Source organism: Geodermatophilus sp. SYSU D00691 (assembly GCF_054050275.1).
On the sequence record NZ_JBJGYZ010000028.1, the window covers coordinates 18,113 to 39,336 of the forward strand.

Genomic DNA, 21,224 nt, shown 5'->3' on the forward strand with positions numbered 1-21,224 from the left:
GTGGCACCAGAGACGACTCAGGCCGTCCTCCCGAGGGAGAACGGCCTGGTCGGAGGGGTGGAGCTGAGGGGACTCGAACCCCTGACCCCCACACTGCCAGGCCGTCATGATCGCGTTCGGGGCGGTTCGCCGCCGTTCCGTATGCCGATTGACCTGCGACTTCGAACCGCCGCGAACTTCCACGTTCGACCGCGAATGGAGCCAACTGCAACCAGAACTGCAACCACGGCGACCATGACCTCGCGTGCTGGGAGCGCAGAGAGTTGTCCGCGGCTGGCGATAATGTGGACGCGCGGCTCATGCATGTGCCGGCTAGGCGGACGCCTCGTTCCGTGTCGGTCGCTCCGTGAGGAGCTGTTCGTAAGCCGCCGGGCTGAGGTTGTCCAGCAGGCTGTGCCGGCGGCGGGCCTTGGAGAAGCCCTCGACGCTGGAGGGGCCCCCGACCGACCGATGATTGGTCACATGCGTGTGTCATCACCCCAGGCCATGTCCGGCCATTCACCCTCACCGTCCACGAGTTCGGGAGCTATATCGGATAATGTTGGTTGCGTAGGACTGAATGCCATTCATTCCTCGTTCGATCAGCCCAGTCCGGCTCGACTGATGCAGCGAACGCGAGGCACCCTTCCACGTGGCTAATGAAGGCTAGAACCGATCGGAAACTGCGGTAGTCGGCATGTGCCATCAGTCCGAACTTATTAACCCCCCGAACGTGGACCTGAATCTTTCGTCGAAACTCGGGGGTCAGCCGCACGTCATCGTCACTTACTAGCAAGCCAAGAATTATGTGCCGCGTGCCAGGAGGGACGACACGCGTTTTCTTGGCATGCAGGCGGAAGTTGTGGTCCGCGACGGTCTTTCGGACAGCCCCGATCACCGAACCAGCGACTGCTCGATTGAACGGCTCCGCAGAGGAGAGTACAAGGTCATCCGAGTAGCGCGTATAGGTGAAGCCCGCTTGGGAGGACAAGCGATGGAGAGACTCGTCCAGTGGCGTGGCGACGGCATTGGCGAGGGCTCCACTCGTAGGCCCACCCTGCGGCAGATAGCCGATTCTGTCGACGTCATACGACGGTACGGCCGTGTAGCGACGCCCATGTCTTCGCCAGCCACTCGCGAGGAATGAGCGGGTACAAAGACGGGCAAGCTCTAATGAGACGAGACTTGAATAGCCACGGGAGCGAAATACCTCATACACCCGTCGCTCCGAGATCCGCCCGAAGAAGTCGTGCAGGTCAAACTTCAACAGCCAACGGGCGCCGACGTGGCGTTGGGCGCACATGACGATCGAGCGCCGCTTGCGGTAGGCAAAGCTGGCCGGGTGTTGGGGCAGGCCTTCCAGCGCACGTTGCAGAATAATCCGTTGAACATCCATCAGGACCGGTTCAGGTGCCGAGATGGGTCGCGCGCCACCGGCCTTCTTGGCTCTGGTGATATCGACATATGGGTCGATAGTCCGCTGAGCGATCTGCCGGAGGTACAGATAAGGGGCGCCGCTGAGATGGGCCAAATGACCCAGACTTAGAATTGGCTCCGCGTCGTGGGCATCGGTCTCGGCAATGCGGGCGAGGGCAGTCCGTAGAACGGTTTCGGATGCCCCGTTGGCCTTTCCGCCGGCGAGGTATCGGTGAGGGGGCGGCTGGCTCATCTACCTTTGGTGTACTCCCGAAGGGATGGGCAAGCACACCGCCAGTCGTCGTAGGTTGGGTGTGGTTGCCCAGCCACGCGTAGCGGATGCTCGTCCGTCGATCACGCCATGGCGTGATCCCCGAGCCAACCGGCTCGATCGGCCAGTGCAAGGCACCGGCTTCGCTAGGTTCGCCATCCGCCCCCTCACCTTAAGGCGTGAGGGTAGTAGGGCTCGTCCGAGCCGACGAGGTTGGCTGTAGCGGTGCGGTCAAGACGCCTGGAGTGATGCAGTTCGGCGCGGCCCCGCGCGGTGACGGACAAGTCCTCGGCGACCAAGCCGACGTGCTGCAGGAAGGCGAGCATCGCCTGGATTTCGGCCTCCGGTCGACCCAAGCGGTGCGACACGGTGGGCACGTCGGAGGTCTGATGGGCAACCAGGGCGAGCAAGGCAACGAGCCGATCGGCGGGGGTTCGCAGGCGGCCAGACTCGATGGCTCGGGCCAGGCGCAACTGGTCCGACGCTTCGGCGACCGCAACGAGATTCCGCTCTGGTGGCCGATAGTCCTTCAACTCGGAGATGAGGTCTTGAGGCACCGTTCGCCCGTCGGAACCCACCAAGAAGGGTTGCCAGCCAGGTGGCTGGCGGCGGAGAACCATTGGGATGTTGTTCGGCACGGACGTGTGAGTCAGAAAGAGACCGGCGCTACCTCCAAAGCCCAATGCTGCGCGGCGCTGTCTACGCGGCACATAGTGGCGGCAGATCCGTCGGATTTCTTCCTGTTCCGACGGCGTCCAATCTGCATCTTCGAAGGAGCGAGCCGGCATTGCAGCGGTGATGCGATCGACATACTTGGAAGCAGTGCAAGCCCTACGGGCGTCCATGGCCATCGCATAGGCGACGACGACTACCTTGAGCCAGCCGAACGACCGCCAACTCCGGATGCGCTCATTGCGTACGAAGGTCCGAGCAAAGCGGGTAACCTGCGTACCAGAACCTGAGTAGTCAGTAACCAGCACGAGTAGGCGACACTTGCGGTCACGCAATGCGTCGACATCGCTGGCGGGATGCAGCCAGTGAGATGGCTCTTCGCCCGGACGCTCGCCGGTCAGGTCGCGGACAAGGTTGCCGACCGGGCCTTCACTCCCAGGCGTCGCAGAGATAGGCATGCCGGGCTGGTAGGTGCCCCACGCTGTGTGCGTGCGGTGACTCGGAGGCACTTCTACCGGAGACGGCAGGGCCTCCGTCTCTTCGTCTCGGCGACGGGTTTGCTCGAGGGCTCGGTCAATGTCCCTGAGTGACAGGACAGGTACCAGGAGACCGGTGCCGCCGCGCCGCAGCTCCGGCGCAAGAGACTCGATCTGCGTCTTAAGACCGAAGTTGACTGCTGTCGGGCTGACGATCTGCAAGCTGTCGAGCAGCAATGCCATCGGGGTCCGTTCGGTGTCGGCGAAGTTCGTTAGCCAGTCCCGTCCCCGGGTGGTCTGGCTCGGCATCACGTGGGACACCTGCGCATCATCTCCCGGGGTCCGCGGATCTGCGCCGCCGCCATCGCCGCTCACGTCCGCGGCGCCATGCTGGGCGGTGCCACCGCGTCGTCGGACGACGCCCCGGAGCGGCCCGAGTAGCAGTCACGGTCGCGCATGGGTCAAGCATGGGTCACGCGGGCGCTGCAGTCGGACACGTCAAGCGTCTGACCTGCAGCGATGATTCGGTCGGTCCCGCCTTCCAAGCTGGCCATGCCGGTTCGATCCCGGTCGCCCGCTCCACACGAAAGGGCTGGTCAAGCCGCCTTCTTGTTGTCTGGAGAAGTAGTGGAGCCCGCCTAGCGGGTCCGTTTCTTGACCCCTTTAGACCTCTGTTTTCCGCTGCGTGGGGTCATGTATAGGTCACGCGCTCGGGCGAAGACAGCCTGGTGACGAGCCCTTCGGGCGCGCCGGACCGGTCCGTGACCCGACTGGGTCACGCGCTCCCTTTGCTGGCCGCCTGTTGGCCCCACGAAGTGGCTGAAGCGAAGTACCCCGTCAGCTATACACCTCCAGACTTGTCGGTAGCCGGAGCCGGAGCCGAAGCGGGCGGCGCTGCTCGGTACCGCCCGATCTTGTCGTACTGCGCGGCTAGCTTTTCGAGCCGTGGATACCAATGAACGGGAGGAAGCCCAACGGGGGCCGGCAGGTGGGCACTACCTCGCGACCACTCTGGTCGGTCTACGGTCCCCCAGTCGCCGCGTACGGCTCCTCCTGAGATCCAGTTGGTCGCGTGACGGAGCGGCGCTGTGAGCGGCGCCGGCGCCCTCCAACCTCAGCAGCGGGTGTGGGTGGGTGACCTCGCCGATCCGGCGCGGCCACCGGAGGCGGTCACCCCGGCACTGCACGCTTGCTGCGGGGAGTGCTACCCGTCCTACATCGAATGCGTGGATCCGATGCTGTGCGCGATGGTCACCGCAGTGGCCTGCACGATCTGCCCGCACCGGGACACCGACCTGCTGTGCTCCAGCTGCGGCCTGCGCGTCCTCATGCTCACCGAGCGGATTCGCAACACCTGGCGGTTCAGCCTGGAAGGGCTGGACTGGTACATGGTGACGCTGGCCATCCTCCGCGACCACGGCCTGCTCACCCTGGACGATTGCAGCAGGCTGCAGGTCATCTACAGGGCCTCCGAGAAGCGCGGGTGGGGGGGTGCCCTAGCCGAAGATGCTCTTGCCGTCCTGCTGAGGTCGCAGTCTCCGACTGACGCAACTGCTCACCGGGTGATCGAATCGTTCTTCCCGGTAGCGAGTGGGGCCTCCACCTGGTCCAACCAGCCACTGGAGCCCGTACAGCCGCGCACCTCACCCTCGATCCCGCCGCGGAAGTGGTACCAACGCGCCGAGCTCGAGATCGCCCAGGCGCAAGGCTGGCCCGAGCCGCAGCGCTTCATGCTCGAGCGCCGTGTCCGTACCGCCGCGCTCAAGGCGTGGTCGGAGGCCGACTTCGTCCGGAACCTCCTGGCCGACGGGCTGGCGGCCTTCCCGCGCCTGAACACCGCCGGGTTCGGCGTCTGCGGGTACAGCGTGGCGGACCCCGGCATTCCCGCCGCCGTGCGCACAACCTTCGCCGGCGCGTCTCTGGCCCCGGATCTGACCTTGCCGCGTCTGCGGCGGGCATGGGACAGCGCCGCGGCAGACGAGGATGCATGGGCGACGTGGGTTAGCCTGGCCGTGCCGGCAGTGATCGACGCTGATCCGCTGCAGCCGGCTGTGCCCGCGGACGGCGGCTGGCGGTGGGTGCACCCCTCCCTGCAGCGGCAGCCGGTCACGACCGACACCTCCGCGTGGCAGGCGGGTTCCAGACCACCGCGCCCGGTCGTGTGGGAGGTCCTCCTCGCCCGTCAGGCGGGACGCTGCGCCATGTGTTCCATCCGGCGCTATCACTGGGAGCGCGTCTACGGAAGCGCCGTGCCTGAAGGTCTGCTCGCCGTGCCTGCGCACGTGGACCACTATCACGACACTGGCCTGGTGCGAGGGTTGCTGTGTGCCTACTGCAACACGGTCCGCGAGCCGTGGGAAGCCGGCTTCCAGGGCGACGTGTGGAGCACGTATGTCGCCGAACCGCCCGCCGCTCCGTACGGCTGGCAGTTCTACGCACAGCCACGCCGGTGACGCACCGAGCCGCCGAGCGCCCGCAGTGTCCGTAAGGCCGCCTTCAGGACATCGTTCGCCCCCGGTGCGCATGTCGCCCGTGCCCCAGCCGCCCGCGGCGCTCACAAACCGTTGTTACGACGACCGAGTCACGTGACCCTCAGATGCCCACCGCCGCTCGTGACGACGTCATAGCAGTCGCCGCCCCCGGTGGAATCCGACAGCGCTCACAGCTCGGTCGAGCTGCACTCCCCACTGCCAGGCCGTCATGATCGCGTTCGCAGAGGTTCGCAGATGTTCCGTAAGCCAGTTGACGTGCTCATTCGTACTGTGGCGACCGTCAGAGCGCTTCGGCGGACGAGGTCAACTGCAACCACAACTGCAACCACTTCATGGCCCCGTCCAGACCGAGGGCATGAGGAGCTCTGAGGACCTTGAGGGCGGCCTCAGGAAGGCATACTCCGGTGCTGATTTCGGCGCTGTACGCCGTCTCAACGCTCCGGTCTTCTAGACGGAGAGTCATCATCCATGTCGGCGCTCTCCCGGTTAATCAATGTGAACTCCCCACCGTCAGGCTCGCTTTCGCGCGTCCGGCGGATTTGTCCGTGAACGCCGAGGAAGTCGATCATCACCTGCACGGCATCGGCAGCTTCCCAAGGGCTTGGTGCCGCGCCGCGGTGAGCGGCGTCGTTGCGCAGCTGCTTCAGCCAGCGCAGCCGGTCGACCGGAACAGCGAGCTGAAGGCGGGAATGCTCGGCGATCGCGACGTAAGTGCCGAGAGCTGTCCGCTCGTTGATGCGTCCTCGCTGGGTATCTGGCAGCTCGTCAGCCAGGGCACGGATGTGTCGGCCCAGGACGATCTCGAGCGCGGTGGCGGCCTCGATGATCGCGCGCCGGTTGGCGTTGCGTCTCTGTGCAGCTCGTGCGTCACGGCTCAGCACCTCTTCGAGGGGCGGCTCCTCGCCGTCCCGGACGAAGCCGAGGATGGCGGCCCATTCCTGTGCACGCAGTGGAAGGACCCTAGGCGTCGTTATCTGGAGGCCCAGAGCGCCATCGTGGGGCGGCTCGACGAAGGTGAGCCCGGTGCCGACCGACTCTGCGTCGTAGACACGGTGATTGGGATCGAGGTCCTGCCCGGTGAGAACCTCAGCCCATGTGCGCACGTCGTCGAACCATCGGTTGACGTACTCGGCGAGCTGATGCTCTGGGGTGAACCACGACCTGTGGTCGTCATAGCTTGGGCCCTCGACCTCGGTCAGGACTACGCGATGAAGGGCGGTGGCTGGCCGAAGTGACTCGGGAATGAACGCGCCGTACTCCTGCGCCCAGACGACCTGCCCGCCCGCCGATTCCTGTGGCGGCATGCCCGGCAGGTCAGGGGGATCGCCAACGGGTGGCCGGGCTTGGGGCATCACGACGTTGAACCGAAGGTCGCCGTAGCCGGTGGGGTAGGTGGCACCCAGCGCGTCGCACGTCATCCAAATGTGCACGGGCAGCTCGAAGATCGCTATTACGGCCATGCTCATCACCTACATGTCGCCTTCGACTCGGGCCAGCTAGCACGGCTAGCCTTCCAAGCTGACTGTGCGGGTTCGATTCCCGTCACCCGCTCACCCGCGGCGTCGCGGAAAACCGTTCACAGGTTTCTCGCGACATCGTTGACATCGGGCGCTTCGCCGTGCCGCCTTGACTCTCATCCTTCCCGGCGAGTGAGAGCCTCGATCAGACCTTGCGCGGAACAGCGTCTTCAGGCAACGGGGGCCTGGGCGATGTACCGCTCGGCCTGGGGTGCATCAGACTGGAAGCGGGCGACCCCGGAAGGGCTCGACCCAGCCGGTGCGTGATGCTGAAGGCATGGGAGCACCGGGGATCTTCTGCCTAGAGGGCGACTGGAGCGACTCGCTCACCGACCGGCTCAGCGTTCGACCTGGGCTCGACATGTTCACGACCATGCGAGGCGCGCGGCTCATTCACCGCAACGCCGCCACCCGGGACGAGTTCGCGCACTACTTCGGCCAGTGGGCGGGGAGCCGCTACGACAGCTTTCCGGTTGCCTATCTGGCGTACCACGGGAGAAGGGGCCGGCTGGAGCTCGGGCGCGATGAGGTGACGCTGGCCCAGCTGGCGGAGCTGACCCCTCGCCAGCTTGTTGGCCGGGCCATCTATTTCGGTGCCTGCGGCACCCTGGCCGCGCCCGACGAGGAGTTGCGTAACTTCGCCGCCCGGACCGGCGTATGGGCGATCGCCGGGTACACGCGGACGGTGGACTGGGCCGAGTCGGCGGCCTTCGATTTCACCCTGCTCCCGGAGCTGCTGGACAGCGTTGACGTCAAGAAGCTGTACGCCCGTCTGTGCAAGCGCCATCCGTACTTCGTCGACACGCTGGGACTGCGCCTCGCCACGGCGGACTGGGCCTCCCCTACGCGTCGCGCGGCGAGCTGACGCGGTCTCGGCCGCGGCACTCCGGCCGTGTCGGCCGCCCGACGCAGCCGAGGCGACCACACTGCGGCACTCAACTTGCAAACGGGCGCTGGGTCACGCGGCACCCACGGCATCCGGGTGACATGGCCCTCGCCAGTGAGGATGGCCCCTGGATTCCCAGGCCGTGCGCGCGCTGGGCCTCGGCCAGCGCTGCCCAGGCACTCACCACGCCGTCCTTCGCCCGCCGAAGGGGCTCGCCGCTGTTGGCCCGGTCCAGGCCCACGCGGTCACAGCTGAGCTCGTCGAGCCGGGTGATCGCGGCCGCCGCCATGAGCACCCCACCGCCGAGGGCAAGTTGTACTGCTGCGCGATCAAGGACCTGTTCAGCAACCGCATCGTCGGCCACGCCCTCGACGAGCGGATGACCGCCCACTTGGCAGTCACCGCCGTGCGCACGGCCGTGGCCCGCCGCCGGCCCACGGGTGTGGTGGTCGTGCACAGCGACCGCGGGTCGCAGTTCCGAGCACGATCCTTCCGCGCGATCCTGACCGCCGCCGGGCTGCAGGGATCGATGGGCCGCGTCGCCTCCGCGGGCGACAACGCCGCGATGGAGTCCTGGCACGCACTGCTGCAGAAGAACGTCCTGGACCGCCGCCGCTGGCGAACCCGCGACGAACTCCACGCCGCCGTCGTGTTCTGGATCGAGCACACCTACAACCGCCGACGCCGGCAGCGCGCCCTGGGCAAGCTGACCCCGGTCGAGTACGAACTGGCCTTCACCGCCCAGGCCGCCGTGGCGGCATGATCAGTCCCAACCACCGTCAACCGAAGCTGCAGCAGTCCCAAGTGACAACTGAGCCCATGGCCGGGTTCGCGTCCATGTCCAACGCCAGCGCCAGCCGTCCATGTGTCCTCCGCCACCGTGGTGTCACTTAGGAGTATGCGACAGCTACGCCTGTCGCTAGTCAGAGGCGTCGGTTCATGAGATGCATCGAGCTACACGTAGCCGCCTTCCAGGCGGCCGGTCAACAAGTCCAGATCGCCCCACGCGACTTGGCCACGAGGTTGATCGACCTTGCCGCTGGCGTCGCCGCCGTACGTCTCCGCACTGCTGCCAGCGGGCCGGGACACGCTCGTGTTGCGGGCCGTCGAAGCGGAGCGAGCTCTCTTGGTGGACCTGACCCACAGGCTGGGCGTGAGCGACGCCGGGCGTATGAGGAACTCAGCCGGGACACTCAAGCCCTGTGGGCGCCCTGCTCGAGCTTGACGACCAGTGTTCCGGCACGGCGGCACTTCGGATTTCGTTACCGCTGGCGAGGACCGCGCCGCCCGAGCGCGCGTGCCCTCGACCCCCTTCCCGCGACACCATCTTGTTGACCCCCCGTGCATTGTCCGCCGCTCGCGGCTACGGCTCCGCACCACAGAGCAGCGCGTGCCGAGACCGTGAGCGCCTCGAGCCGCCAGGTCTTCGGGGCTACTGACCAGATCTTGAAGGCCGGGCGGCCAGCCGTTCAGGTAGGGCCGTCAGACCAGTCCTGACGCTAGGGTGCGCTTCACAAACCAGTGGAGGACCCATGCGGCGTGACGGCTACGAGGGCGGGATGATCCCTCCCGATTGGGACCGGCGGGACCCTATCGGTGACCTGATCGACCCCGCGACTGGCGGACGCATCCGTGAGATGGATGTCGCTGGTGGTGGTTGGGTCAACCTGGGTGAAGGCATGGCCATGCGCTTCGACGAGTTCATGACCATGACACAGCCGCCGTCGTACCAGTCACCAGCCAGCCAGCCTTGGCAACAGGTCGACGAGGATCAGGGCGAAGACGATGAAGAAGATGACAGCAGCGCTATAAACCTATTGCTTCTGCTCTGACATGGCGACCAATTGGGAGTATCTTCTTGTCGAAGGTCGGGAAGTGTCCCACGAGGTTAAGGTCGGCACTCTTTTCGAGAGGCGATGGACTTGGACTGTGACCATAGTTCTGCCAGACGGCCGGGTAGACGAGCGGCTGAATCAGGGCGCCAACTGGATCGTTCATGTATCAAATGAGTTGGGGCGGCAAGGCTGGGAACTGTTCGACCGCGCCAACGTTCATGTCGATGCAGCAAAGGACGTAGATCGCATCGAGTTACTATACAAACGAGACCGGCAGCGATAGTTCACGGGAGTTGTCGGTCGCGCGACTCCACTAGTACAACATGTCTCGCGCGTTATGGCATAATAGGCGGCCGCGACAGAGGTCGACGGGCTGTGGCGAAGCCCTTGACAAGGCCGTTTGGCGCACAATCCCCACGCGACCCCTGTTAGCTATGTCCGCGAATGTAGATTGTGCGACGTTCTAGCTGCCAAGCCTGCGGACCGGTGCTCAGGCAAGAGCCGCATGTACTGGCTGCCTGGCTCGGTCGTGTGGTCACGTCGGCCCGCCAGTGCCCGCTCGACTACGCCGAGAAGGTGAACGCGAGGGTCATCCTGGTCGAGCACTCATCGAGGCCCTACGTGCCGCCCGATACGCCCCGCGGTTGGCTGATAAAACTATCGCCAGGCTTTCGTACAGCGCCGTGGACGGCTACAAGGGCGCCGAGAGCGACTAAGAGCCTGCGCGGTCCGGAAAGCCCCTTACAGCGGCTCTGTGTGCGGCGTCACCCGTTTTAGCAGAATACCTACTGCCTATTGACATTTCGCGCTAATGTCGGCGACATGGCTCAGAGGACTATCACCAAGCTGGTCGACGACCTGGACGGCACGGATATCGAGGACGGCGGCGGCCAGACCGTCAGCTTCTCCCTCGACGGCAAGTCCTACGAGCTCGACCTGACCAACGAGAACGCCGACGAGCTGCGGGCGACCTTCGATCGCTACATCAAGGCGGCTCGGAATGTCGGTGGCCGGCAGTCATCGCCGCGTACCCGCACAACTGCGGCTGCTCCTTCACGGTCGCGTTCCAAGTCCGACGTCGACCCGAAGGCCGTGCGCGCCTGGGCGAAGTCCAACAAGGTGCAACTGTCTGAGCGCGGTCGCATCCCGCAGTCGGTGATCGACCAGTTCAAGGCCGCTGGCAACTAGCCCGGGGCCGCCCGAACCCGGTGGCATTGAGCTGAGTCGTGCACCAGCTCAGTGCCACCGAGCTGGCATGATGGCGCCACCGAATCTCCCCAGGGGTGCTCCTCGAAAGTCCCCACCTGAGAGCGGGGTCAGGTTAGCGGTCGTCGGGTGCCGGTGGTGGCGCGGCGGAGGGTGTCGGTGCGGGCGTGGTGGTCGCGTAGCCGGTAGCTGTCGCCGTCGAGGTTGAGCACGACCGAGCGGTGCAGGAGGCGGTCGAGCATGGCGGCGGCGACGGTGGTGTCGCCGAGGACCTCGCCCCAGGAGGCGACTCCGCGGTTGGTGGTGAGCACGATCGAGGTCTTGCCGTAGCGCTGGGAGACGACCTGGAACAGCGCCGAGGCGGCCTCGCCGGGCAATGGGAGGTAGCCCAGTTCGTCGACGACGAGCAGGGTGGGGCCGGCGTAGAAGCGCATGGTGGTGGCCCAGCGGCCCTCGATCGCGGCGCGGTGGCAGCGGGCGGCCAGGTCGGCGGCGGTGGTGAAGTAGGTGCGGTAGCCGGCTTGGGCCGAGGCGCGGGCCAGGCCGACGGCCAGGTGGGTCTTGCCGACTCCGGGTGGGCCGATGAGCAGCACGTTGGTGGCGGTCTCCAGGTAGCGGCAGGTCGCCAACTCGGCGATGAGCGCGCGGTCCAGGCCGGGGGCCGCGTCGTAGTCAAAGTCGTCCAGGCTCGCCGCCGAGGGCAGGGAGGCGAAGCGCAGCCGGCCGGCCAGCCGGCGGGCCTCGGTCGCGTCGACCTCGAGGGCCAGCAGCCGCTCCAGCGCGGCGGTGAGGCTGAGGCCGTTGGTGCGGGCGGCGTCGAGCACGGCGGGCAGCTGCTCGGCGGCGGTGTGCAGCTTGAGCGTGGCCAGATGCCCGCGTAGCTGCTGGTAGACGCTGGGCTGCGTCACGGTCTGCGGCGCGGGCGTGCTCGGCTCGGCCGGGCCTGGGGTGGTCATCGGAGGGTGTTCCTTCCTCGGGCGGCGCGGTCGTAGGCGGCCAGATCGATCACGACCTGGCCGTCCTGAGCGGCGGGCGCCGCAGTGGTCGGGGTGGTCTGGCGGAGGGCGGCGGCCGCGGCCCGGGCGGCCGGGCCGGGTGGGATGCGCTGCTTGCGCCGGTACGGCGGGGCCGTGGAGAACGCGGCCAGGGCGGCGGTCTCTAGGGCGGTCACGTGGCCGTGGTCGCGGATCATCACCCCGGCCCCGTCGCCGGCCAGCCGGTGCCGGGCGACCACGGTCGGCGGCCGGCTGCTGCCTGTGTCGGCAGGGCCGGTGGCGATGTCGATGCTGGTGGCGCCGAGCCGGTGGGTCACCGTCACCGTCGCCCCGGTCAGCTCCGGGGGCACCGAGTAGAAGTTGCCACAAAAGGCCACCAGTGCCTGCGCGGAGACCTTGCGTTCGGCGGTGAGCACCGCCGGGAACGGCGCCGGCAGCGCGGCGAGCCGCTCGGCGGCCAGGAAGCTGGCGACGGTGCCCCGCCGCCCGCCGAGGGTGCGCAGCCGGGCATCGCCGCGGGTGGCGCAGAACTCGTCGAGGGCGGCCTGCGCGGCCTCGGGCGTGATCTCGTCGGGCAGGGTGCGCCACCACCGCTGGGCGGCGGTGTGGTTGGCCTTCTCCACCACGCCCTTGCGGTTACCGCGCCGCGGCGGGCAGATCGCCAGCTGCACGCCGTAGTGCTTGGCGACCGCGGCGAACGACGCGGTCACCCGCCCAGAGGCGGGATGGTAGACCGTGGGCATCCGGTCGAACCGCCAGACCCAGGTCAGCCCGCCCAGGGCGGCGCAGACCCGGTGGAGGGCGTCGATCAGAACCGACTGCTCCATGCTGGAGCAGAGCACACCGCGCCAGCGGCCGGAGTGGGCCAGCGCCCCGACCAGCAGGAACGCCTTGGCGCCGTAGCCGGCCGCGGCCCAGCCGGGCGGCGGGTCGGGCAGCTCGATCCAGTCGAACTGGGTCTCCTCACCGGCCGGGTGCTCGATCACCCCGACCGGGCGGCCTCTGGCCGGGGCGCACGGCTCGCACCCCGGGCGCAGGTTCCGGGCCCGCAGCTGGCGGGTGAAGGTGGAGTAGGCGCGGTCGTAGCCCAGCGCGGTGACCTCGTCGAACAGGGTCATCACCCACAGGTGCGGGTCCTCGGTCAGCCGGGCGCGGCAGTAGTCGACGAACGGGGCGAACCCGTCCGGGCCGGCCGGGGCCCGGACGCCGGCCTGGCGGCCGCCCAGGTAGGCGCGGATGGTCTTGCGGTCATGGCCCAGGTGCCGGGCGATCGCCGAGATCGTCCAGCCCTGGCGACGTAGCGCGGGTACGTCGATGTCGTCCCCCCGTGTGAGCATGAGAGGCAGGGCTCCTTCGAGGTGGTGCGGTGGTCAGAGACCGCCATCCTCGAAGGGGCCCCCGCCGTCTCTGGCGGAGCTCCACGGGTGGGGACTTTCAGTGAGCAGGTCTGGGGAAGTTCAGCTGAGCGCCATCAGGCACGCGCACGGCAAGTACTACGACGAGCGTGGGGGCTCGGACATACTGCGGCCCATGCCGGCCGAGTGCACAGTCGAAGTCCAGGGAGCGCCATGCGCTGTGATCGCGGAGCGCCGGTGCGCTACGTGCGAGCGTCCGATCTGTAGGTCACACCAGAAGGAGGCCAACGAAATAGTCTGTCCCGGCTGCTTCGCCGACGTTCCTGCAGAGGTAACCGACTACGTCTGCGCTCAATGCACCAACCGAACTGACTGGAAGTGTTCTGAGTGCAAGAAGCCCATGTGCTACACCCACATGGAGATGGTTAGCGGTCCCCAGTTCGAACAGCAGACGGGGCGCTGCACAAACTGCGCGATGCTAGAAACTCATAACAGGGCTCAGAAAGAGAAGTCGTCGTTCGCGAAAGCCCTTGACCATGTTGAGCATGTTCTGCGGACCAAGAAGCCGGCTGCGCACAAGTCCCACGTCGTCCGGATGAACCATCGCGGTACGCCGCCGGTCGGGGCACCATGTCCTCAGCATCGGCATCGAGGCTGCGCCCTAGTCAGCTCTCAGTCACTGGGCCGCGGGCAATGGTGGAAGGCCGGAGAGTACGACGTCACGTATGGAATCCCCGCCTTCATAATCGGCTCTTACTTGGTCAGCGTCAACAACCGCGACGGCGGACTGGCTACGGAGTCGCGGAATCTCTACTTGTGGCCGGATGGCATGCTAGCCACTGACAACCCGAAAGAGTCGGTGGGCTACTTCACGAGTCAACGGATGCTCGACATTGCGACGTCGCGTCGAAAGATGCACTACACAGAGTTGAAGCCAGTCGATTTCGGAACTTCTATCGCCGACGACGTCGGTGCAATGATTCGGCATAGCATCGACTCAAGTTCCCGCTGAACGCAGTCGAAGCCTGACTGCCTACAGCCCCATGTCGGCCCGGCAGTCCTCGACGCGCAGCCGTTCGCGGTCGCGGACGAAGACGGATGTCGACCCGCGTGCCGTCCGTGAGTGGGCGAAGTCTAAGAAGATCGAGCTCTCCCCGCGTGGCCGCATTCCTCAGAGCGTCGTCGACCTGTTTCGCGCAGCAGGGAACTAGTGCCGGGTCAGGCAACCTTCGCCCTCTTGATGGTCTCGGCTCGGCGTATGACCTTTCGGAGGCAGGGGTCGGTGACGTGCCGGTTCCGCCAGGCGATGTAGCGGCGGATCATGCTGGCCTGCTCGCGGTGGGATTCGTGGTCGGTGCCGTCGAGAGCGAAGTAACGCAGCGCGGTGAACTGGGCCTCGATCCGGTTGAGCCAGGAGCCGTAGAACGGCACATAGCCAGCTCGACGTTGTTCGCCGCCGCCCACGCCGACCCGGGCGTCGGTCTGGGTCGACAGGTGCGGACTGAAGTTGTCCAGCACGATCGCGATCCGCACCTCGGCCGGGTACAGCGAGCGCAGGTAGTGGCAGAAGGCGAGGAACTCGGTGCGGCCCTTGCGGGTCTTGACGTGGCCGTAGAGCCGATCGGTGGACAGGTCGTAGCCGGCGAGCAGGTGCCGCACTCCGTGCGGTCGCTTGTAGGTGGCCCGCCGACGGCGACGCCGCGGCCGGTCCTGCTCACCCTTGCCGATCACGGCCGGGGCTCGGAGCGATCTTCGCGCCCGCTTCGGTGAGCGCGCGGCAGATCGGCTCGACTCCGAACTCCTGGCGATACTGGTCGATGTAGCCGATCAGCGCGGGGATGGCCGGTCGAGCTCGGCCGCGAAGAAAGCCGACGCGCTCTTCAGGATCGCGTTCGCCCGGCGCAGCTCACGGTTCTCCCGTTCCAGCTCGGCCAGCCGCGCCCGCTCATCGGTGCTCAGGCCCGGCACGGTGCCGGCGTCGATCCGCGCCTGCTGCACCCAGTTCCGCAGCGAGTCCGGCACGATCCCCAGCTGCTCACCGACCCGCTTGCACGCGGCGTTGACGCTCAGCTTCTCCGGTCCCTCCACCAGATCCACCGCGAAGCGGATCGCCCGCCCACGCAGCTCCTCGGGGTACTTCCTCGGTGCCGCCATGACTTCCATCCTTCGGGGGTTGGAAGCCTCCATCAATCCCGGGGCGGTTCACTCTTCTCGGGGGACCGTGACCGCCGGAAGCCGAGTTCGTTTGCGGCGTATCCGAGCACCAGCGCCACCAGGGTGACGTTGTTCGCCAGTTTCCTGAGTGCCGAGCACCTCCGGATGTGCGTCGTCGGGGCCGGTCCCGCGCGCGATGAGCTCGTAGTGCCCGACATCCAGTCGGACCTCGAAGCCGCCGCGACAGGGGAGGTAGGTCAGTTCGGGCATGTCTGGATTTCCAGCTCATGAAACGCCTTCGCGGGCCACCGAGCAGGTGTCGTGGTCACTTGGTGAGAAGTGGTGCCCTCCCGCCTGGTCACGGTCAGAGCCGGCCGTGCCGAGCGCCGCCCTGCTCGAGCACGGTGTCGACGGCGAGCGCGGCCGAGATGACGAGGGAGCGCAGCGGCTCATCCAGAGGTCGGTGGATCTGCACGACGTAGTTGTCGCCCCTGGTGAACATTTCCTTTGCCAGCCCTGCCCAGGTCTTGGTGATCCTGGCGATTTCGTCCCCAGCCGTGTCCTCGATGTTGAAGTCCCACGCCTTCGAGCTCTCGGCATTGATCGAGCCCACCGTTCGGCCCCCGGCTTCCAGGACGAAGCGGATCTTGCCCATGATGCCGAAGCTCTTCTGCGCAATCTCACCGATCTGGACACCCTCGCCGTCGCGGACGATCACCTTGGATCTGACGATCCTCGCTGGCCGGGTGAGGGCGATGACGACGCGGCCGTCCATGTCGACCACCTGCAGACGGTGCGTCCTCTGTCCTTCAGGTCGGACGGCGAGTGCCTTCTTCATGAAGCTCTGGCCGACCTCCCTCACGGCGCCGATCTGCCGGCCGCGCTGGTCGTAGACGGCGTACTCGGCATTGATTTCGAGGAGCTTCGCCTTTTGGCTGACGACTAGGACCGGTTCGGTGAACAGAGTCCCGCCACCTATCTGACCACCGGCGGCGACACCGGCTCTGCGCACCTCTCGCAGGACCTTCTTGCTCGTCTTGTCGGCGGTGGGCACCGCCGGGCCGCTGACCAGTAGGTCGATGCCCGGATGTCCCTGGGATGTGACGTGCTGAGTCCACTGGCCGCCGTCCCAGAAACGGAGTTCATGGCGGCCCGACGGGTCGGGTACCAAGTGGCCGTAGGCTGCCCAGTCATCCGCGGGAGGCTAACAGCGCTGACGCACAGACTCCGGCAAGCTCGATCGACGCATCGGGCGCTGCCTTTCGGGCGCGTGGTGGTCGGACCGTCGGGCCGAGCAGAATGCGCCGCCACGGCACCGCCTTCCTACGCGCGGCAAGAAATTGCTCGGGAAAGGCACGCTCAAGGCACGGCGCCGAGCCAACTCGTCTGTGACCAGCGATTATGGAGGCTGCGCGCCCAAGCCTTCCAAGCTGGCCATGCCGGTTCGATCCCGGTCACCCGCTCCATGCAAAGCCCCAGGTCGGACGGCCTGTTAGGCATACTGGAGGAGTCCTGGAGGACTCTCTGAAAGCCCCGATTCTGACCCCTCATGACCCCTGTTTTCCGATGGATAGGTCATGAATAGGTCACACCATGAGCGTGGGTCGGCCTAGGTCAGGGGCGCTGAACGGGCCCCCGTCGCGCCGACCGTGACTACGGATAGGTCACGCTGCCACTTCACCGTGCTGGTCACCGCGGTCCGTCTTCGGTCGGGGTATCAAAGGTGATGCCGCGCGGCGATCCGCCTAACGATCTTCTCGTGCGGAACGCCGAGGCGTTCGGCTGCTGCCCTGCTGTAGATCACGACGGCGGAGAAGGACGGCGTATCCGGGTGATGATTACCCGAGACCCGACTGCAACGGCTGTAACTATCCACGCCGCCGGCCGGGCATGACGGTTCGTGCACGAAGGTGACTCGCGTCATCCGCGACAGCAGCTCACTATCCTTCGCGTATGGGCAGTGCGGCAGGCGTGTCGTCGTGGGACGTGCACATCGGCCACCTGCCACCTCACCGATGGGACGAGCTGGATCAACTGGGCGAGCATGCGCGCCGCGTCGTCGGCGGCCATGAGCAGAGGCCGCCCATCACGTCCGAGACCATCTCGTGGGAGTCGTTGGAGCTGACCCCTCGGTGGATCGGAGAAGACAGCAGCGGCGCAATAGCTGCAATCGAGCCAGGCCTGTTCGCGAACCGCGGAGCCGAGGAGTGGCACCGTTTCACCGCAGGAGCAGCGAAGCGTGGTGAGGTCGCGCTGGCGCTCTCGATGATAGGGACGCCAGAGGAACCTCAGGTCATTTCCCCCTTTGGACCGTCAGCGTCCATCTCTTTGCCAGCGGCCGCTATGAGCCTTATCAGTGTGGGCGGTCCTCGTCTTGCTCTTGCGGTAGCCCCCGCACCCGCCGAGGATTTGGGGCCAGCCGACCGCGACCTGGCCCTTCGGCTAGGGAGTATCCGCGACCCTTCCCTGCCATGGTGGTCGCTACATCTCCGCGGTAACGAGGTTCATTATGGCGGTCGAGCGGCTAGCCAGATTGTTAGCCCGACCGGGTCGTTGCGACCACTCTTGGTAAGTGCAGCTGGCGAGATTGTCGCCGCCGTCTGGACATCACCGGACCAGACTGTCCGCCACTACATCATTCCGTGGCTTCCTGCCTGGATCCCAGTCTTGGACTGGCTTGCCAAGCGGGCGATCCCCGAGTTCATTCCCTCCGCTTCGCGACGCCTCCACGCCAGGATCGGCGATGAACCTGATCTGCAAACCGTGGCAGAAGCATCAGCGCACGCTGCGCTAATCCAGTTGGACGAGGAATACAAGGCTCGGCGCGGAGAGCTTGAGAATGATCTGCGTGAGGCCCGCGCATCGGCCGACGCCCTGCGACACGACCTGTTGTTCGGCTCGGGGAAGCAACTCGAGGCTGCCGTATCGCGGGCCCTTGCAGACGCTGGGATTAGCGTATCTTCGCTCGATGAGGTGCTTGGCCGCCCAGCAAGTGCCGACCTACTGGTCGCCTACGCCAACCGCGTCCGCATGATCGAAGTGAAGAGCGCTGGTGGGAATCCTTCAGAACGATTGGTGGATTCGGCGAAGAAGCACCTCGCCACTTGGCCTGCTTTGAGACCGGATATCGTTGTGGACGGGATTCTGCTCGTCATCAACCACCAAACAAGCACTCATCCGCTCGACCGGTCCACTTCGGCCTACTCACGCTCGGAGTTCGTTAGGACTCTTTCCATCCCGGTGCTGACAACGCTTGACCTATTTCATGCCTGGCGCCAGGGTGACTACGACGCAATTCGCAACGCGATCTTCAGTGAAGATCCTCCCCTTGGTGACACACCGGATGGCGAACCGATCACCCCTGCGACGCAATCGGTAGACCGCACGCCCCGCTGGTGGCGTCGACACAGGTGAGGCGGCCTAGCTGTACTGCCCTGTCAGGTTGGTGACGCGGCTGGCTGGGGGTTGGCCTCCGAGTGCGGTGTGGCCGCGGTGATGGTTATAGCGGTGCAGCCATTCGGGGTAGGCCGCTTCGCGTTGTGAGTTGCTCACGTAGGGCCGCGCGTAGGCCCATTCCTCGAGCAGCGTCCGGTGGAAGCGTTCGACCTTGCCGTTGGTGGCCGGCCGGTAGGGGCGGGTGCGCTTGTGCCCGATGTCGCCCAGCGCTGCGGCGAAGGCGCTCGATCGGTAGCAGCTGCCGTTGTCGGTCAGGACGCGGCGGACGGTGATGCCGCAACTGGCGAAGTAGGCGTGGGCCCGGGTCCAGAAGGCTGCGGCGGTGTCCTTGCGCTCGTCGGTCAGCAGTTCGGAGTAGGCCAGCCGGGAGTGATCGTCGATGGCGGTGTGCAGGTAGGAGTAGCCCTGCCCGCGCTTGCGACCGGGGCGGGCAGCACGGCCGTGGACGTGCCAGCCGCCACCGTCAGGGATGCGGCCGAGCTTCTTGACGTCGACGTGCACCAGGTCCCCGGGCCGGGGGTGCTCATAGCGGCGCACCACCCGCCCGGTTGCCCGGTCCAACCAGGTCAGCCGGGCCAGGCCGTAGCGGGAGAGCACCCGGTACACCGTCGAGGGGTGCACCCCGAGCAGGAAGCCGATGCGCGCGGGACCCCACCGCCGGATCACCCTGACCTTGATGATCCGCCGTTCCAGCCGGGTCGGCGTGCGCCGCGGAGTGCGGTGCGGCCGGCTCGATCGGTCGCGCATCCCCGCCGCCCCGTCCTGGCGGTACCGACCCGCCCAGCGCGCGGCGGTGGTCGCCGAGGCTTGGAACCGCTCGGCTGCCCGCCGGAGGGTCCAGCCCTGCTCGACGACGCAGCGGGCCAGCAGAAGCCGGCCACGCGGGGTCAGGGTGGCATTAGCGTGGGACACGAAGACCTCCGGGCTGAGGAGCGGTTCCTAGACAGCTCCACACCTCACCCGGAGGTCTTCCTCATGTCACCGGACGCCGTCACCAACGTCCGTGGTCAGTACACCTAGCCCATGCGTCCGTTGTTGGGGAGCAGCCTGTTCGTACCGGGTCAGTGCAGGCAACCGAGGTACAGCCCCCGCGCGTGATGAGCCGCTCGGCTACCGGCGCAGTCCGTCTCCAAGCTGCCGTGCCGTAGCAGCCGGCTGCTGACGAGCGCGAGCTGTCTGTGGGGAGTGCTTCGCTGCCGACGTGCTGCTGCCGACCCCGACGGGCTGGACGACCCTCGGCGACCTGCGCGCCGGCGACGCTCCGCTGACCCCCACCGGGCGGCCGGTCACCATGGCGGCCGTGTCTGCCCCGTTCGACGTGGAAGGCTTCCTGGTGACCCTTGCCTCCGGCGAGCACTTCGACGTGGGACGCGGGCAGTGGTGGCCGACGGGGGCACGCGGTGACCGCCGTGGCGGCCGGCTCACCACGGAGTTTCTCGCCCGCAGGGTCACCGAGGGCGCCGACGAGCGCCCGATCTACTGCGTGCCGATCACCGAGCCGCTGCAGCTGCCGGACGCGGACCTGCCGATCGAGCCGTACGTGCTCGGCGCCTGGCTCGGGGACGGGGACATCGGCCAGGCTGGCATGACCAGCGGCGACGATGACCGCGAGTTCATCCGCGGCCAGTTCCACGCGGCCGGGTTCGCCACGGTGATGCGCAAGGACCCGCGCGGCAACCGCTGGGGCGTGAACGGCCTCCACCGGCCGCTCCGTGAGAACGGCCTGTTCGGCAACAAGCGCGTCCCGGCCGCCTATCTCCGCGGATCGCACCAGCAGCGGCTCGCGCTCTTCCAGGGCCTGATGGACACCGACGGCACGATCAGCCGAGAGGGCCAGGCCATGTTCGCCTCCACGCTGCGGCCGTTGGCCGACGCCGCGCTCGAGCTGGCCCGGGCACTCGGCCTGAAGGCCCGGATGCACACGTCCCGCGCTCGGCTGAACGGGGTCGACCACGGACCCTGCTGAAAGGTGTCCTTCTGGGCGCCGCCACAGACCCCCGTGTTCCGACTCGTCCGCAAGCACGACCGGCAGCGGCTGCACCGCAGCCGCCGCTCCAGGCTCGAGTTTGTCCACCGCGGGGAGGCGATCGGGCCGGTGACGACGCGCGAGATCGTGCTCGCCGACGCCGACGGCCAGTTCCTCGCCGGGCGGGGCCTGGTTCCGTTGTGCGACGCGCGGGCATTCTCCACGCCGTCACCGGCCCTGGTGCGCGCCTGGGCGCGCACGCGGGGGATCCACGTCGAGGTCACCGGTCCCGTCCGGGAAGAGGTTGTGCGGGCGGGACGCGACCAGAGCCCGCGGCATGGTCCGGCGACCTGCCGGTCCCGCTCGACGCCCCGGTGCCGAGCGACAGCGAGCTGGCGACGCCGACGACAGGGGACGTCCCGGCGCTGCCGCCTGCGTGCGTCGCGCTGCGGGTCGAGGACAACTTCGTGGCGACGATCGGCTCCGCCAGCCCGTCGGAGGCCGACGGCACCCTGCTTCTGTGGTGACCGCCTGACGACGGAGTCGTC

The 21,224-nt window shown here is 67.0% G+C and carries 17 protein-coding genes, 1 pseudogene and 1 other annotated feature; of the genes and pseudogenes, 9 read left to right on the forward strand and 9 right to left on the reverse strand.

All coding sequences use genetic code 11. The features are described 5' to 3' along the window. Window positions 1–526: 526 nt before the first annotated feature. Together ACI797_RS19080 and ACI797_RS19085 are read right to left on the reverse strand one after the other, a co-directional pair. Entirely contained in the window at window positions 527–1,648 is a 1,122-nt protein-coding gene (locus tag ACI797_RS19080) for a reverse transcriptase family protein (protein ID WP_456860364.1), read from the reverse strand. Window positions 1,649–1,833: 185 nt separating this feature from the next. Further along, on the reverse strand, window positions 1,834–3,123 hold the full coding sequence (locus ACI797_RS19085; protein ID WP_456860477.1) for a phosphoribosyltransferase-like protein: 1,290 nt from the start codon (window positions 3,121–3,123) through the stop codon (window positions 1,834–1,836). Window positions 3,124–3,902: 779 nt separating this feature from the next. On the opposite strand from ACI797_RS19085, the gene ACI797_RS19090 reads away from it, so the two are divergent. Continuing rightward, complete coding sequence (locus ACI797_RS19090) at window positions 3,903–5,267, forward strand: endonuclease domain-containing protein (RefSeq protein WP_456860366.1); 1,365 nt, start codon at window positions 3,903–3,905, stop codon at window positions 5,265–5,267. Window positions 5,268–5,737: 470 nt separating this feature from the next. Here the strand turns inward: ACI797_RS19090 and ACI797_RS19095 are convergent, their stop codons facing one another. Further along, a complete protein-coding gene (locus ACI797_RS19095; RefSeq protein WP_456860368.1) occupies window positions 5,738–6,766 on the reverse strand; it encodes a hypothetical protein in 1,029 nt (342 codons plus the stop codon). 334 nt (window positions 6,767–7,100) lie between these two features. Here ACI797_RS19095 and ACI797_RS19100 point away from each other — a divergent pair, with 334 nt between their 5' ends. From ACI797_RS19100 to ACI797_RS19115, 4 genes and pseudogenes are all read left to right on the forward strand, one after another. Further along, on the forward strand, window positions 7,101–7,688 hold the full coding sequence (locus tag ACI797_RS19100; protein WP_456860370.1) for a DUF6642 family protein: 588 nt from the start codon (window positions 7,101–7,103) through the stop codon (window positions 7,686–7,688). 310 nt (window positions 7,689–7,998) lie between these two features. Further along, window positions 7,999–8,472 (forward strand): annotated as a pseudogene (locus ACI797_RS19105) (transposase); the annotation flags it as partial. 769 nt (window positions 8,473–9,241) lie between these two features. After that, entirely contained in the window at window positions 9,242–9,541 is a 300-nt protein-coding gene (locus ACI797_RS19110) for a hypothetical protein (RefSeq protein ID WP_456860372.1), read from the forward strand. 825 nt (window positions 9,542–10,366) lie between these two features. Further along, window positions 10,367–10,732 carry a histone-like nucleoid-structuring protein Lsr2 gene (locus ACI797_RS19115; RefSeq protein ID WP_456860374.1) on the forward strand — a complete coding sequence of 122 codons (366 nt, stop codon included), beginning with the start codon at window positions 10,367–10,369 and terminating at the stop codon, window positions 10,730–10,732. A gap of 128 nt (window positions 10,733–10,860) precedes the next feature. On the opposite strand, the gene istB is transcribed toward ACI797_RS19115, so the two are convergent. Beyond that, entirely contained in the window at window positions 10,861–11,706 is an 846-nt protein-coding gene (gene istB, locus ACI797_RS19120; protein WP_456860376.1) for an IS21-like element helper ATPase IstB, read from the reverse strand. Next, window positions 11,703–13,082, reverse strand: coding sequence for a Mu transposase domain-containing protein (locus ACI797_RS19125; RefSeq protein WP_456860378.1), 1,380 nt, complete (start codon window positions 13,080–13,082; stop codon window positions 11,703–11,705). Before ACI797_RS19125 ends, istB begins: the two co-directional genes overlap by 4 nt. Before the next feature lie 1,061 nt (window positions 13,083–14,143). On the opposite strand from ACI797_RS19125, the gene ACI797_RS19130 reads away from it, so the two are divergent. Continuing rightward, window positions 14,144–14,311 (forward strand): Lsr2 family DNA-binding protein, encoded by a 168-nt coding sequence (locus ACI797_RS19130; RefSeq protein ID WP_456860380.1) that lies wholly within the window; start codon window positions 14,144–14,146, stop codon window positions 14,309–14,311. Between the two features lie 7 nt (window positions 14,312–14,318). Here ACI797_RS19130 and ACI797_RS19135 read toward each other — a convergent pair whose 3' ends face one another. The 3 genes from ACI797_RS19135 to ACI797_RS19145 form a co-directional block, all read right to left on the reverse strand. Further along, window positions 14,319–14,831 carry a hypothetical protein gene (locus ACI797_RS19135; RefSeq protein WP_456860382.1) on the reverse strand — a complete coding sequence of 171 codons (513 nt, stop codon included), beginning with the start codon at window positions 14,829–14,831 and terminating at the stop codon, window positions 14,319–14,321. A gap of 10 nt (window positions 14,832–14,841) precedes the next feature. Then, window positions 14,842–14,970, reverse strand: a sequence feature (AL1L pseudoknot). After that, window positions 14,928–15,254, reverse strand: a complete 327-nt coding sequence (locus tag ACI797_RS19140; RefSeq protein WP_456860384.1) for a transposase — start codon at window positions 15,252–15,254, stop codon at window positions 14,928–14,930. Its footprint overlaps the feature before it by 43 nt. A gap of 364 nt (window positions 15,255–15,618) precedes the next feature. Beyond that, window positions 15,619–16,425, reverse strand: coding sequence for a phospholipid scramblase-related protein (locus ACI797_RS19145; protein ID WP_456860386.1), 807 nt, complete (start codon window positions 16,423–16,425; stop codon window positions 15,619–15,621). A 782-nt stretch (window positions 16,426–17,207) separates the two neighbouring features. On the opposite strand from ACI797_RS19145, the gene ACI797_RS19150 reads away from it, so the two are divergent. Beyond that, the gene (locus tag ACI797_RS19150; protein WP_456860388.1) at window positions 17,208–18,668 is read left to right on the forward strand and encodes a hypothetical protein; all 1,461 of its coding nucleotides are present in this window, start codon (window positions 17,208–17,210) and stop codon (window positions 18,666–18,668) included. Between the two features lie 6 nt (window positions 18,669–18,674). Here the strand turns inward: ACI797_RS19150 and ACI797_RS19155 are convergent, their stop codons facing one another. Then, on the reverse strand, window positions 18,675–19,622 hold the full coding sequence (locus ACI797_RS19155; RefSeq protein WP_456860390.1) for an IS481 family transposase: 948 nt from the start codon (window positions 19,620–19,622) through the stop codon (window positions 18,675–18,677). A 289-nt stretch (window positions 19,623–19,911) separates the two neighbouring features. On the opposite strand from ACI797_RS19155, the gene ACI797_RS19160 reads away from it, so the two are divergent. Beyond that, window positions 19,912–20,676: an LAGLIDADG family homing endonuclease gene (locus tag ACI797_RS19160; RefSeq protein WP_456860392.1), complete on the forward strand. Its 765-nt coding sequence runs from the start codon at window positions 19,912–19,914 to the stop codon at window positions 20,674–20,676. A gap of 374 nt (window positions 20,677–21,050) precedes the next feature. Beyond that, entirely contained in the window at window positions 21,051–21,203 is a 153-nt protein-coding gene (locus tag ACI797_RS19165; protein ID WP_456860394.1) for a hypothetical protein, read from the forward strand. Window positions 21,204–21,224 lie beyond the last annotated feature (21 nt).